General features: G+C 45.1%; 15 protein-coding genes. 5 read left to right on the top strand and 10 right to left on the bottom strand.

What is annotated here, in order from left to right; translation table 11 throughout:
* Nucleotides 1–76: 76 nt before the first annotated feature.
* The 6 genes from QUA88_RS04195 to glyA form a co-directional block, all read right to left on the bottom strand.
* Nucleotides 77–1,186, bottom strand: a complete 1,110-nt coding sequence (locus tag QUA88_RS04195; protein WP_333054682.1) for a transposase — start codon at nt 1,184–1,186, stop codon at nt 77–79.
* A 266-nt stretch (nt 1,187–1,452) separates the two neighbouring features.
* Entirely contained in the window at nt 1,453–1,893 is a 441-nt protein-coding gene (gene aroQ, locus QUA88_RS04190; RefSeq protein ID WP_333208377.1) for a type II 3-dehydroquinate dehydratase, read from the bottom strand.
* A gap of 112 nt (nt 1,894–2,005) precedes the next feature.
* Nucleotides 2,006–2,143 (bottom strand): hypothetical protein, encoded by a 138-nt coding sequence (locus QUA88_RS04185; RefSeq protein ID WP_333054680.1) that lies wholly within the window; start codon nt 2,141–2,143, stop codon nt 2,006–2,008.
* Between the two features lie 299 nt (nt 2,144–2,442).
* Nucleotides 2,443–3,699, bottom strand: coding sequence for a competence/damage-inducible protein A (locus QUA88_RS04180; RefSeq protein WP_333208367.1), 1,257 nt, complete (start codon nt 3,697–3,699; stop codon nt 2,443–2,445).
* 220 nt (nt 3,700–3,919) lie between these two features.
* Complete coding sequence (locus tag QUA88_RS04175; protein WP_333054678.1) at nt 3,920–4,975, bottom strand: MraY family glycosyltransferase; 1,056 nt, start codon at nt 4,973–4,975, stop codon at nt 3,920–3,922.
* A 588-nt stretch (nt 4,976–5,563) separates the two neighbouring features.
* The gene (glyA, locus tag QUA88_RS04170) at nt 5,564–6,847 is read right to left on the bottom strand and encodes a serine hydroxymethyltransferase (RefSeq protein WP_333054677.1); all 1,284 of its coding nucleotides are present in this window, start codon (nt 6,845–6,847) and stop codon (nt 5,564–5,566) included.
* 168 nt (nt 6,848–7,015) lie between these two features.
* Here glyA and QUA88_RS04165 point away from each other — a divergent pair, with 168 nt between their 5' ends.
* Nucleotides 7,016–7,213 (top strand): hypothetical protein, encoded by a 198-nt coding sequence (locus QUA88_RS04165; RefSeq protein ID WP_190739976.1) that lies wholly within the window; start codon nt 7,016–7,018, stop codon nt 7,211–7,213.
* Nucleotides 7,214–7,355: 142 nt separating this feature from the next.
* Nucleotides 7,356–7,829, top strand: coding sequence for a Tic20 family protein (locus tag QUA88_RS04160; RefSeq protein ID WP_333054676.1), 474 nt, complete (start codon nt 7,356–7,358; stop codon nt 7,827–7,829).
* A gap of 314 nt (nt 7,830–8,143) precedes the next feature.
* On the opposite strand, the gene QUA88_RS04155 is transcribed toward QUA88_RS04160, so the two are convergent.
* The 3 genes from QUA88_RS04155 to QUA88_RS04145 all read right to left on the bottom strand — a co-directional run bounded on the left by QUA88_RS04155 (nt 8,144) and on the right by QUA88_RS04145 (nt 11,697).
* Nucleotides 8,144–8,920, bottom strand: a complete 777-nt coding sequence (locus QUA88_RS04155; RefSeq protein ID WP_333054674.1) for a fumarylacetoacetate hydrolase family protein — start codon at nt 8,918–8,920, stop codon at nt 8,144–8,146.
* A gap of 95 nt (nt 8,921–9,015) precedes the next feature.
* Nucleotides 9,016–9,597 carry a 5-formyltetrahydrofolate cyclo-ligase gene (locus QUA88_RS04150; protein WP_333270405.1) on the bottom strand — a complete coding sequence of 194 codons (582 nt, stop codon included), beginning with the start codon at nt 9,595–9,597 and terminating at the stop codon, nt 9,016–9,018.
* A gap of 705 nt (nt 9,598–10,302) precedes the next feature.
* Nucleotides 10,303–11,697: an NB-ARC domain-containing protein gene (locus QUA88_RS04145; protein ID WP_333270402.1), complete on the bottom strand. Its 1,395-nt coding sequence runs from the start codon at nt 11,695–11,697 to the stop codon at nt 10,303–10,305.
* 226 nt (nt 11,698–11,923) lie between these two features.
* On the opposite strand from QUA88_RS04145, the gene QUA88_RS04140 reads away from it, so the two are divergent.
* The 3 genes from QUA88_RS04140 to QUA88_RS04130 all read left to right on the top strand — a co-directional run bounded on the left by QUA88_RS04140 (nt 11,924) and on the right by QUA88_RS04130 (nt 13,227).
* Entirely contained in the window at nt 11,924–12,058 is a 135-nt protein-coding gene (locus QUA88_RS04140; RefSeq protein ID WP_333054671.1) for a hypothetical protein, read from the top strand.
* A gap of 105 nt (nt 12,059–12,163) precedes the next feature.
* Entirely contained in the window at nt 12,164–12,775 is a 612-nt protein-coding gene (locus tag QUA88_RS04135; protein WP_333054670.1) for a hypothetical protein, read from the top strand.
* A gap of 134 nt (nt 12,776–12,909) precedes the next feature.
* Nucleotides 12,910–13,227: a hypothetical protein gene (locus QUA88_RS04130; protein ID WP_333054669.1), complete on the top strand. Its 318-nt coding sequence runs from the start codon at nt 12,910–12,912 to the stop codon at nt 13,225–13,227.
* Nucleotides 13,228–13,280: 53 nt separating this feature from the next.
* Here the strand turns inward: QUA88_RS04130 and QUA88_RS04125 are convergent, their stop codons facing one another.
* A complete protein-coding gene (locus QUA88_RS04125; protein ID WP_333270564.1) occupies nt 13,281–13,892 on the bottom strand; it encodes a Uma2 family endonuclease in 612 nt (203 codons plus the stop codon).
* Between the last annotated feature and the right edge of the window lie 241 nt (nt 13,893–14,133).

The raw sequence follows: 14,133 nt of genomic DNA, 5'->3' as shown, positions 1-14,133 counted from the left end.
CCGGCTTAAAAGCGCGGGGATTCTTAACACTTCATTGACCGATACTACCGAAGTAGTTTTACGAGCGTCTCCATGTTCATTTAGAGTCGTGGCAATGCCCTATCCCGACTTTATTTATATTTTTGGCGGCGTTCTCATCTCTGTCTTGGTTAGTACCGCAATTGAGGCAGAGTATATAACGCACAGAGAGGTCTATTTTCCCCCACTTAAACCCGCAATCTGAGCAAACTTGGCTGGTAGGTTCCCAGCGACTAATTACTTTGAACTCTCTGCCATACTTCCCACATTTTCCATCGCACAAAGCCCTAAACTCACCCCAACCTTGCTGACTAATTGCCCTTGATAGCTTCCTATTTTTTACCATTCCTGCTACATTCAAATCTTCTAAAATGACAAGTTGATTATCCTTAGCCAAGTTAGTTGATAGTTTGTGCAAAAAATCTTTTCTAGTGTCAGCAATTCGGTTGTGCAGTCTAGCTATTTGCAGTCGGGTTTTATTCCGCCGTTTAGAGTCGAGTTTTTGACGGGAAAGTTTACGCTGTAATCTGCGAATTTTGCGATCTAACACTTTGTAGTCAGGGCTTACAGCTTTAGTCCCGTCACTCATTACAGCGAAGGTTTTAATGCCCAAATCAATGCCGACGCTGTGGTTCTTAGCTTCGACTTCTTCGGGGTCATCCTCTACTACAAAGCTGATGAAATACCGATCTGCACAATCCTTGATTATAGTTAAAGAGCTTGGATGGTCTGGCAATTCCCTAGACCAAATCAGCTTAACTCTGCCAATCTTTGCAAGGTAAACATAATCATCCCTCAACGAAAAACCGTTTTTGGTTAGTTTGGCGGATTGGCTGTTTGTCTTTTTTTTGAACTTTGGATAGCCGACTTTTTTTCCGTTACGTTTTCCTTTACAAGAATCCAAGAAATTCTTAAAAGCTGTTTCCAAATCAGAGACAGATTGTTGGAGGCAAATCGCCGACACTTCTCCCAACCATGCTCTCTCCTCAGTCTTTTTTGCCTGAGTTATTACAATTTTTTGCAGGTCTGCACAGCTAGGTTTTTTGGCAGAGTTTTTGCAAATTCTTAGGGCATCATTCCAGACTACTCTAGTACAACCAAACAATTTAGCTAAGCTAATTTTTTGTTCCGTACTAGGAGATAATCTGTATCGATACCGCGCTTTCATGCCTCTCTCTCCTGTGTTATTCTTATTATACTATACCACAACATCTGAGAAAATTAGGACAATTAAGAAATTAAAACCGTCCTATAAGGACGGGGCTTTAAACCCCGTTCTTTGGTAATTGGTAATTGGTAATTGGTAATTTAGAGTTCTTCCTGGTTTGCTTCTTTGCCTAACTCTTGTGATTAATTTGAATTCAACCCAAACATATAAGGGCTGGTTTTCCATCTAAAACCTGCCCTCATCCGATCGCTACCATCGGTAATTTTTTAATTTTTAATCAGGTAACTAACTAGAGCTTGCAGCCCCAGCCGATAACTTTCTGGGCCAAAACCGCTGATTTGTCCGATCGCCACCGCTGCGATAAAGGAGTGGTGCCGAAAAGCTTCCCGCCGGTAAATATTGCTCAGATGAACTTCTACCGCCGGGATATTCACCGCGGCGATCGCGTCTCTAATTGCCACACTCGTATGAGTATAAGCTCCAGCATTAATCAATAAGCCTTGGTGCTGCCCTAACATCGAGTGAATTGCATCCACCAATACCCCTTCATGATTCGACTGCTGAATTGAGACTTGCACCTGGAGGGCTTGCGCTTCTCGTTCTAGCAACTTGTTGATATCATTTAAAGTCGCAGAACCATAAACTCCAGGTTCTCGCTGACCCAATAGATTCAGATTAGGGCCGTGAAGTACCAGGATATTTAACAATTTTAAAATTTCCCGCGCAACAAAATTTAAGAGAGTTTTGACATGGTATTTAAAACCAGTCAACCACCTCAAAGGTCAAACCTTAAACATCAAACTTCTAATTCAGTCCCGACTACCTGCGATTCCTCGGTTGGTTGACAGGAATACGAATCGGTTCTAGTTCCGGTTGAGCTTCAGGATTCAGCAATCCTTCTATCAGCTTGCGAACCCATTCTTTAATTTGTTCCAGCACCTTTTCAATGTCTTCCATTGAACGGATAGCTCCTTTTTTTATAGTCTAGATTGCTAAACCGACGGCTAAATATCTGAAAATAAGCAAGCACGACTTTGAAACCAAAGGTCAAACTTGCTTTCTCGCTTGCTGGTTATTTTCAGCAATGGAGAGATTCAGTATCTTGGCCAATCAGTCCTATCTTATTATCATAACGAATCTTTACAGATAATCAAGAGGCAAAAGGAAAATTGCCGAATTATATCGGAGTAGAGAGTGTTAAATAAAGCTTAAGCTTACGGTTGACTGTTGACAATTGACCAATCGTAGGATTTTTTCTACACTTTTGCCAACAATAATGTACGCCGGAGTCGATCGAGCGCCGTACAGCTACTCAAATTCCGAATCCACTCGCGGCCTCTGGCATCGCCAAAACGGTATTCAAAACTTTCTGCGGATCCGTCGGGCCCCGCTAAACCGACATAAACCAGTCCGACAGGTTTACCGTCGGTGCCGCCTCCTGGCCCGGCGATGCCTGTAATGCTCAACCCCCAATTGGTATTGAGGCTGGCGCGAACTCCCGCAGCCATTTGTTTTGCCACTTGGTGGCTGACTGCCCCCAATTCGGCTAAATCTTGGGGATTAACACCTAATAATCCTTCCTTAATCCGATTGTCGTAAGAAATAATCCCGCCTAAAAAGTAGCTCGAACTGCCGGGAACACCTGTCAGCATCGCCCCCAATCCTCCTCCCGTGCAGGATTCAGCCACGCTGAGAGTTTGCCCCGCATCCAGCAACAATTGGCCCACAGTCGAAGCGAGGGTATCGCTATCAGCACCGTAACAGTCTAAGCCGGCAATTTGCCGCAATTGTTGTTCGATCGGCTCAATCAAGTTTTTCGCAGCAACTTTCTCGTTTGCGCGGGCCGAAATCCGCAGTTTGACTTCGCCGTGATTGGCGTAGGGAGCCACAGTAGGATTAGTTAAATTCAAAAAACTATCTACTTTTTCCGCCAATGCTGACTCAGAAATCCCCCAAAATTTCAATGTGCGGCTGTAAATAGTGGCGCTGCACCAGCCGTTATTTTGCAGGTAAGGAACGGCGGTTTCTTGCCACATCAAGTGCATTTCCGCCGGTACGCCGGGAAATGTCATTACTGTCACGTCAGAAACCGGTTGCCAAATAATGCCCGGTGCAGAACCGCTGCGGTTCGGCAGAATATCCGCAGTTTCTGGAATTAAAGCTTGCTTGCGATTGCTGGGACTCATGGTGCCTCCCCGCTGGGCATATTTGTATTCGATATCGGCGATAATTTCCGGCTTTTCTATTAAGGGAACCCCAAAAAAATCGGCGATGGTTTCCACTGTCAGGTCGTCTGGTGTGGGGCCCAGACCGCCGGTGAAGAGCAAAAGCTGCGATCGACTGACGGCGATTTCTAACACTTGTTTGATACGTTCTGGATTGTCCCCCACCACTGTTTGATAGTAGTGAGGTATTCCCAGACTCGCTAATTCTTTGGCTAAAAACTGGGCATTGCTATTAAGAATATCGCCTAACAGCAATTCAGTGCCAACACAAATAATTTCAGCAACCATTATTCGATTTTAGATTTTAGATTTTGGATTTTGGATTGGGGAATTGGGCATTGGGCATTGGGCATGGGGCATTGGATTGGGGAATTGGGCATGGGGAATTGGGCATGGGGCATGGGGCATGGGGCATTGGGCATTGGCCCGCGCAGGGCATTGGGAATTAGGCATTTGGCATTAGAAATTATTTTTCTTCCTTCTTCCTTCTTCCTTCTTCCTTCTTCCTTCACCTAGCGTGTCTCCAAACTTTCCAGCTAGCATATCCCAGCAAACTTGTTGCACCCATAGCGTAAATTACGCCGCTCGGAAGCGAAAAAGCTAGGGCTAAACTTCCCACCCACAGTGTCAGTGAGTAAATAAATAAAACCGCAAATCGATGGGAGAGTCCGGCTTCTAGAAGTCGGTGGTGGAGATGGCGCTTGTCAGCAATAAACGGTGACTTGCCGTTGCGAAGTCGATCGAGAATCACCGCCGACATATCTAAAATCGGTACAGCTAAAATTAAATAGGGCAGCAACACAGAAGTAACAGCCGTAGTTTTAACCAACCCAATTACTCCCACTCCAGCGAGAGTAAACCCGATAAAATAAGCCCCGCCATCTCCCATAAAGATTTGAGCCGGATTGAAGTTGTAGCGCAGAAACCCCAATGTCCCGCCAGCTAAAGCCGCTGCAATCAGGGCCGCCGCTGGTTGCTGCATCGCCAAACTGACAATCAGCATCACAACGGCTGCAATCCCTGAAACTCCGGCTGCTAAACCGTCCAAACCGTCAATCCAGTTGATGGCATTCGCCATGCCGACGAGCCAAATCACGGTAATTGGCAAGCTCAGCCAGCCAATATTAGTCAGTCCCAAGGAGGGAACTGTCAGAAACTCAATCTGTACGCCCGCGTACCAAACGATGCTGGATACGCCAATTTGCATGAGCAAGCGTTTTAAGGCCGAGAGCGAAAATAGGTCGTCTGCTAAACCGATGAGGAAGAATCCGATGCCGCCGAGGGTGACTCCCCAAATTTCGTATTCGTCTTTGGGATTGAGAACTTGTCCGTTAGCATCGAGGAAGCCTCCTGAGATCCAGACAAATAAGAGGGCAGTGATAGTGCCGAGAAAGATGGACACTCCTCCCAAGCGCACCATTGGGCGCTTGTGGACTTTTCGCTCGCCTGGCCGATCGACTCGCCCGCTTTTGAGACCAATTTTTTTGACTATTGGTGTACTCCAGAGGACGACGATCGCAGAAACCAGGAAAGCGAGTATGTGGTACAGATACTGGTACGGCATCTGAAATCAATTTTAAATAGTGCGGGGCAATTAGTCTGTCAGGCAGAGTCTACTACATTTCAGATGGCTTATAACAAGGAAACATCTTGAAGAGCGACTGGGGGTTTGGGAGTCGGAGATTTGCCGCAATGGCAGTTGCAGGAGGACGAATTGTCAGGTTTTTCATTTCTAACTCTCGAATTAACGATTTGAAATATCGACTTTTTCGCGAGCAAAAAAGTCGATATTTGGCGAGCGGGCCCAGTTGAACGGTATCTTTCGCAACCGACAAATACCGTTAGTCAAACCAGCCCCGCCCGACAAATATCTTTACTAAAAACCGTATTGGCGATCGATATTTTTGGTGAAAACCGCTTGTCAATATCGCTACCGGCAACTCTCAATCTTTTCCTGCTCTTTATATCCGCCCCAAAGCGGTTACAAGCCCCCGATACAATCGATGGTCGATCCCAAAATTTAAGATGCTAGTTCAATCCCCCAGATTCAATGCGAGAAGAAATCTAAAATCTAAAATCTAAAATCTAAAATCGACTAACCCTTTTACCCGTACACTTCCAACTACCAATTTCCCGTTGCAGATCAGGAAAATTAAGCTAATGCCGGCACTTTCAAGTACAAGTGGGGATATAAGGGGAAGCGATCGCACAGTGCTGCTACTCGACGCAAGCAGTCGGCTGCAACGCTTTCATCATCGGGATTTAGCAGGCGATCGGCAATAATATTGCCAATCTCGGTAAATTCTGCTGTTCCCATTCCCCTGGTGGTCATCGCCGGCGAACCGAGTCTCAAACCGCTGGTGACAAAGGGAGATGCCGGATCGAAAGGCACGGTATTTTTATTAGCAGTAATATTCACACCGCTGACTAATTGGTCCGCTACCTTGCCTGTCATGTTTACCGATCGCAAATCAACTAGCATTAAGTGATTGTCCGTGCCGCCGGAAACGAGTTTTAAACCCCGCTGCTGCAACTGTGTCGCTAAAGCGCGCGCATTTTCAATTACTTGACCGGAATAAGTTTTAAATTCAGGCTTTAATGCTTCGCCGAAAGCTACTGCTTTGCCCGCAATGACGTGTTCTAATGGCCCACCTTGAGTGCCGGGGAAAACTGCTTTGTCAAACTTTTTACCTAATTCCGGGTCATTGGTCATAATCAAGCCACCACGGGGGCCGCGCAGGGTTTTGTGAGTAGTGGTGGTGACTGCGTGACAGTGGGGGAGGGGGTTGGGGTGGTGTCCTGTGGCGACTAACCCGGCGATGTGAGCGATGTCGGCGAGCAGGTAGGCTCCGATTTCGTCGGCGATCGCTCTAAACTTCTCAAAGTCGATAATTCGCGAATATGCTGAATAGCCGCAAATTAGCAATTTCGGTCGGTTTTCTTTGGCCAGTGCCAAAATTTCGTCGTAGTCGAGCTGTTCTGTTTCTTGGCTGACGCCGTAGTGATAAGCTTTGAACCATTTGCCGGATACGTTGACCGGCGAACCGTGGGTCAAGTGTCCGCCGTGGGACAAATCCATGCCCATTATTCCGTCTCCGGGTTCCAGCAAGCTCAAAAATACTGCAAAGTTGGCTTGAGCGCCGGAGTGGGGCTGGACGTTGGCGTGAGCGGCTCCAAATAGCTGTTTGGCGCGATCGATCGCGATTTGCTCGATGCCGTCAATAAATTCGCAGCCGCCGTAATACCGTTTTGCTGGCAGTCCTTCGGCGTATTTATTGGTCAGCACTGAGCCTTGAGCGGCCATTACTGCTGCGGAGGTAAAGTTTTCGCTGGCGATGAGTTCTAGGTGGTCTCGCTGCCGCTGGAGCTCTTGCCCGATTAAATCGGCAATGAGCGGATCGGTTTTGGAAAGGAATTCTAAGTTAGTGTCCGTCACAATAATCAACCTCTTGACAATTTTGGGATTGGGAATTGGGGATCTTATACCGTACTACGGATTTCGCACCATTGACATAAATATTACGTTGTGTTCAGGTTAAGCGGTTTGTCCCCAACTCCTGACATACAATGAAATTACTGGTGTGAAACCTGCCGGAGGTATCAAATGTTAGTCATTTTAATGGAAAATCAGATGCTTGCCCCTCAGTGTGTTTGCCAAAGTTGTTTGCTGGCCGATCGCACTGGCCAACCGCGCTGGAGTGGTGGAGAGCTTCGCTGTGGACATCCAGTTGCTAAACCTACGGAAAATTTGCCCGATCGGTACGAGTGTCAAATGGGCTTCACGATCGCTAATATTAAATAAAAAAGCCTGCATCTGGTAGTTGGGGCTGCTCCCTGCTGAGTGAAAAGCAAGTTCCGGCAGAGTCGAAACACAAACCCTGCTGCTGCGTTATCCTGAGTTTAATGGAATTAATAGTTCACCGATCGACTCAGGAGAGTTCATTATGACTTGGCGCGGGTCTACAACTGTTACAGACCGGATTTTTGCTTCTTTGCCTTATTTGCTCCCGTTGGTTGACGGGCTGGCCTTTGGCAGGTTTCTGTTTACACAGTTTCCTGTGCTGCAACTGTTGTTGATACCGCTAGCTCCTTTGATGCAAATTTATAGTTTGCCCTTTGCTAGCTTGGTTATTTTCTTTGCTCTGTATTTAGGAGTAGTTAGAAACGAAAACATCAGTCACTTCATTCGTTTTAATGCGATGCAGGCGATTCTTTTAGACATTGTTTTGATGCTGTGCGGTCTGGTTTTGCCGATTTTTTCTAACGGCTTACAAGTCGCATTTATTGCGGAAACTCTGTATAACATGGTGTTTTTGGGCGCTTTTGCTGCATTTGTCTATGCAGTCGTGCAGTCGCTTTTGGGACGCTATGCAGAGATTCCTCCGCTTTCGGATGCTGTTTATATGCAGGTACGATAAATCAGTCATTGGTCATTGGTCATTGGTCATTAGTAGGGAGAGGGCGCGTGCGTGAAATGGTTAACTCTTTCCAGGGCGCAAATCATCGCTAAACACGGCCCTAGAAGCTCCTAAAAGACATTGTTGTTTTTGCACTTACCTAATTAATAACTAATGATATCATGTCCGATCGATTGACGATAATATCCCGGCCGGGCGGGTTTTTGAGATTGTCAATTATTGGCAGATATTGTGGGTGAACCCGCCCCTACCTGATTTGGGGCGAAGCGAAGCGGAGGGAAGCGACCGGACATGATATGACTGATGACTGATGACTAATGACTAACAACTACTGTATTTTCAAGACTGCCGATGCCTTCAATTTCGATGCGGACTCGATCGCCTATTTGTAGCGGCCCTACTCCTTGCGGCGTTCCCGTCAGTATCACATCGCCGGGAATTAGGGTCATAATTTGACTGATGTAGGAGACGAGAAAGTCTGGGGAAAATACCATGCGATCGATCTGGGATGACTGTACCGGTCGCTCGCTGTCATTGACAAAAGTCTGCAACTGTGCTGCCGGACTCAGTTCGCGGACAATCCAAGGCCCCAAGGGACAAAATGTATCGAACCCTTTGGCCCTGGCCCACTGGTTGTCCCGCTTTTGCAAATCTCTGGCTGTTACGTCATTGGCGATGGTATAGCCCCAAATTTTGCTGTGTGCTTGTTCGGGAGTGCAGTTGGTACAATGTTCGCCAATTACCAGGGCCAATTCTCCCTCGTAGTCTACCCTTTCCGACTGCTGCGGATAACGAATCGCTCCACCAGCATGGATGACAGCACTTGGAGGCTTGAAAAACAGCAGGGGTTCTTCCGGTACAGGGGTTCCCATCTCGGCGGCGTGATCGACATAATTTTTGCCGACGGCTACAATTTTTGAGGGAGAGCACGGGGCGAGAATTTGGTAAGTATCGGGTGAAAGTTCCAAATCGGTTGGTTGTCCTTTTAACCAGGGCGGTGCATCAAATACTTGAACGCTGTGACTGAGTTGCAGTAAACCGTAATGGATGTGTCCTTGTGTTGTTTTAACTCGAACGTAGCGCTGGGCCATACTATTTTAGATTTTAGATTTTAGATTTTAGATTCTAGATTCTAGATTAAGAGGATATAGGCATAATTGCGGAAAATTAATTTGTTTAGGCCCGTTTAAGATTTTTGGTCTACGATTGTCAAATCGCTTTCCGTGCAAATTCCGTACAGCGGTTTGTCCCAGGAGTCAACTGGTAGCTGGGGGATCGAGGCAAATTCAAAGATAATGCCGATCGTAATTTTTGATTCCCACTCAGCTAAACTGAGCATTCTGTCGTAATAGCCGCCGCCGTAGCCCAAGCGATAGCCGCGAACATCGCAGCCTACTGCAGGTACGAGCATTAAATCTACTTCTGAGTGGTCTATTTTAGGAGCATCCGGCAGGGGTTCGAGTATGCCATAAGCTCCAGTATGTAAAGCATCTCCGGGCTGCCAGATGTGCCAGGATAGCTCTTTGCCGACACAGCGGGGAAATCCCCATTTGCGGGGAGTTACAAATAGGGGACTTAAATCTGGTTCTTGGCGACAACTGAAGTAGGCGAGGATTGTTTTTGCTTGGGTGAATAGGGGCGAGTTTTGCAGGTGATTGCAGAGGCTCGTGCTCTTTTGTGTCCATTCTTGTCCTGATAGGGATTTGCGGGTGTGGAGGAGCGATTTTCTTAATTCAGTTTTAGTTAATGCAGGTTCAGCAGTGTTCATATTTGCGATCGAATCTCTCGTTTGAGTTCCAGTCCGACAGGGGTTGAAAACCCCTGTCTCACAGCGAAAGTCCTCTCAAAGAGGACTACAATTAATTGCGTTTCCATCACACTCTGCAGTCGGTTTTAACCGACTTTAGCTTTGAGGCAGGGGTTTAAACCCCTGCCGGACTGTCGGACTGTCAAAAAGTATCAACATTCGGTTTTAGTTAATGAAGGTTCAGCAGTATTCATATTTGCGATCGAATCTCTCGTTTGACTTCGAGTCCGACAGGGGTTGAAAACCCCTGTCTCATAGCGAAAGTCCTCTAAAAGAGGACTACAATTAATTGCGTTTCCATCACACTCTGCAGTCGGTTTTAACCGACTTTAGCTTTGAGGCAGGGGTTTAAACCCCTGCCGGACTGTCGGACTGTCAAAAAGTATCAACATTCGGTTTTAGTTAATGAAGGTTCAGCAGTATTCATATTTGCGATCGAATCTCTCGTTTGACTTCGAGTCCGACAGGGGTTGAAAACCCCTGTCTCATAGCGAAAGTCCTCTAAAAGAGGACTACAATTAATTGCGTTTTCATTACACTCTGTAGTCGGTTTTAACCGACTTTAGCTTTGAGGCAGGGGTTTCAACCCCTGCCGGACTGTCGGGCTGTCGGACTGTCGGGCTGTCGGACTCCCGGACTGCCGGACTGTCGGACTGTCGGAAAGTATCAACCAACTGGATTTGAGAGCACATATTGTCTCACCACAGGACAAACGCTGAATAGCGTTTCATTCTCCTGTTCTTCTATTTCAACGAGCGATCGCCTCCCCAAAGATTGCAGCCCGTCAAATAAGTCGGAGGGCGATAAATCGGCATCTTGTAGCAATTGCTCTATTGAAACTGAATTTGCTTCGCGGCTGAGGCGGCAGATTAGTTTTTTTTCTAATTCTGACAAACGATTTATCTGCGGGTGCAATGTTGCTGCCAATTCTTCACCTAAGAATATCCTATCATATTTTAAAAATTCTGCAACCCTACCTCGGAATATTTCTTGAATGGTGGTGGCGACTATTTTTAACCACAATGGATTGCCTCGGTAGGTGTTAATTAAGTTTTCCCATGTTTCGGGATTGAGTAAACTTTTTTGTCGGAAAATTTCCACTGCTGCGGCACCTATGCCTTTGAGTTGTAAGCTGCGAACTTGTGAATTTTCACCTTTTAACGCGGTAATTTCTCTGGGTGGTTCCCAACTGTTGAGGATTAAACAACTGTTGTGGGTTGTTTCTCCGATTTGTCTGAAGAGGATGCTGTAATTTTCGCATTCGGGGCGGTAATTTCCTGCTAATTGTCCGCTGCTGAGAATCGTTTGCACGTCGTCGAGGATAATGAGACTGCGGTTTTTTCGCAGAAATTCCATTAACAGGGAAAGTCGATCGGGGATGCTGCTAGGGAGTTCGATTTCGGGTTTATTTAAAAGAAATTCTAGGAGATTTTTTAGGGTTGTTTCTAAGGGTGGGGAGTGGCGGAGACTTCGCCAGATGACGTATTCAAAGTTATGCTGAATTTTTTGGATGAGGTGGAGGGAAAGTGCGGTTTTGCCGATGCCGCTGAGTCCTGATATTGCTGCGAGGGTGCACTTTTGTTGGACGATCCATTTTTCCAGGGTGGCGAGTTCGGATGTGCGATCGCACAATAATGAAATATGAGGTGCGTCTGCTAAGTCTAGTCTGGTTTGGGGTTGGGATGTGTCTGAGGTCGGGGTTGAGGGCGATCGCTTTTGTGGATATTCTGAAAATTGACTATCCTTACAGACATTGACATTACCAATAAAAAAATCGTTTCCCGAATTTGATGAAATGATGAATAATTGTCGTCTCTCAAGTGTCGATCGTAAATTCGAGGGAGTAACTTCTTCACCTAAGACATTTGATAAACGCTTCCATAATTTTGAAGCTACATTCCTGATGTGACCTTCGCTACAATGCGATACTTCTGCGATTTGAGAGTATTTTTGACCTTCCCATACACCACCCAGGATAGCTTCTTGCAGATCCTCCAAATGTTCTCCCGTCTTAGCGAAAACCAGGTCATCGGCAAATCTCAAGACTTCTTTAACGTCCATCGGTGACTTAAGTTTAGGGGTTTGGCTTATTATACCTGCTATTTTATGACATTTTATGACATGGATGGCAACATTTGACTTTTTTTGACAGTGAGCGTCAGGTAAAACAACTTACATTTTCTGACGTTGTATGACTGGACATCACTATAAATATAATGATATTATCCAAAGATAAGCGATATTTTTCCGCTAATGAACTATAGCACAACATTAGAGTATTAAGCTCATGGCTGACCAACCAAAAAGAGAACCTAAGCTAAAATGTCCCCTGTCGCAAGAACAAAAGGAGACAGTCAAAGAGGTTGCTGATGTCATTGATAAGCATAGAAAAATTGTGAGAAAGATTACTGGTAAAAGTTAATAAATTAACTGGCTTTCCATAATATAGCTGTAAGAGTCAAAAATATATTTTATTGCTTTTTTGCAACAAAATATAACAAAGAAATACTTCCATCAATAATTAATTATGAACGAAAAAGAAAATCCAAATGAAGTGGCTAGTGAAGTCGCCAGCAAAGTTAAATCCACTCTTAATGACGCTATTCAAGGATTAAAAATCTTTCTAATTAATCCTGTTGGCGGTCTTCCAGTTTTTTTTGAAGGGTTAGGCAAGGAACGTGCTTTAGGAGTTGGAATTGCTTTTGGAATAGCATATGTAGTTTGCTTTGTATTCGCGTGCCAAAAATTTTTAACACAATTTTCGAGCAATAGCTCATTATTTAATTTGATACTTGCCAGCGCTGCTAATTTTTTGAGTATAGCAGGGGCTAGTTTTTTGACGCGCAAACTATTTCGGGGATATGGTAGCTTTCAAGGGGATATATTCATTGCTGGTGTCGCTTTAGTTCCTGCGTCATTATTGCTATTAATCAGTAGTCTTTTAGGAATAACGAATGTGGAAATTATTGTTATAGTTATGGTTGTGGCTATAACCTACACAATTTTAATGATTTACACTGGCTGCCACAAGATTTCTGGAATTCCAGAAAATGCTGCTGCTTTTGCAGTTTCAGTCATGTTACTTTTGAGTGGCTGGTTATTTAAAATCTTGATTTTATCTAACATATTGAAAAGCTGAATAATGTAGGAACCAAGATGAGAAATGATTTGAGCTGGTTTGAAATAATCAGACTATTTTTTGAACTGCTTTTTCAGCTAGTTGACTAACAGTATTGATTTATCGTAAGTATTTGACCCTAAAAGGAAAGAAAGATGGATGCACTGGTAGCAGCAATCACACAAATTTTAGATTATATTCACACTCAAGGCCCAGACGCGATCGCGCAGCTAACAGCACTACTCGAAGCTCTCCAGGTGGGAGCTGTTTATGTTGCCGCTCTGTTTGGCTTGGTTGCTAACGTACCGGCGGTGATTGAAATTCTTAGCCAGTTGATAGCTTTAATCAGTTCAGGTGCCGGTGTTCCTGAAATAGCGGCGGCGATCGGATCGTTGGCGGGCCCACTCGGAGTGTCTATTGAGTATGTCATCCATATCTTACAAATAATCGGGGCTTTCTTGCTGGCATTTTAAATATATCAAAAGCGATCGCCCTTCCTTAACTGAGGCGCGATCGCACTTTCCATTTATCCCCTCGATCGCACTTCGTGAATTTCTGCTTCTGAATCTTCCTTCGTAAAAATTACATCCTCATAAATAGCATCAATACCTGTGCGAAAATCTACGCTAGCCAAGTGAATTTCGCTTCCTTGATTATAGGAATACAAAACCCACAACCCTTCAGCATTACGGCGAAAACACTCTACCCGTTCACGTTTTTGGCTAATCAACACATACTCTTCCAGCGTTTCTAATTCTTGATAGTCAGCAAACTTATCGCCCCGATCGAATCCTTCAGTTCCTTTTGACAAAACCTCGACAATTAAACAAGGATATCTTTTAAAAGATTGAGATGATTTGTCCCCTTCGTCGCACGTTACCATCACGTCAGGATAGTAGTAAATATTCTTCGATTCAATCCTGGCTTTCATGTCAGACATATAAACACGACAGCCACTACCCCGAACATGATTTCTCAAAAGTGCAAATAAGTTGCCGGCAAGTGTCACATGAGCATCGCTTGCACCAGCCATTGCATAGGTTTCGCCCTGAATATACTCATGTTTGACCTGGCTGAGTTCTTCTAACTTCAGATACTCTTCCGGTGAGATATAATTGTGCGTGCGATCGGCAATCATTGGCTTTCCCAAATTTCAGTTTTCGATGATTCCAGTCGAGGTATTTGTATTATAGCAGTTTTCACTCGGATGAAATACAGGACACAGCAGTAGGGACACGGCACTGCTTCCGACTATTGTCAGTGAATTATCACCCAAATTTATAGAATTTATTAGTGCCAAAAAGCGGACTGGTTTGTGTAGGATAGGTTGCAACCGCCGACTATTATAAATTGAGGTTTCTAACCCGCATGTAGTATTA

The sequence above is a fragment of the Microcoleus sp. D3_18_C2 genome (assembly GCF_036702395.1).
Classification (GTDB): Bacteria; Cyanobacteriota; Cyanobacteriia; order Cyanobacteriales; family Microcoleaceae; genus Microcoleus.
This window is presented reverse-complemented; position numbering and strand designations above follow the sequence as displayed.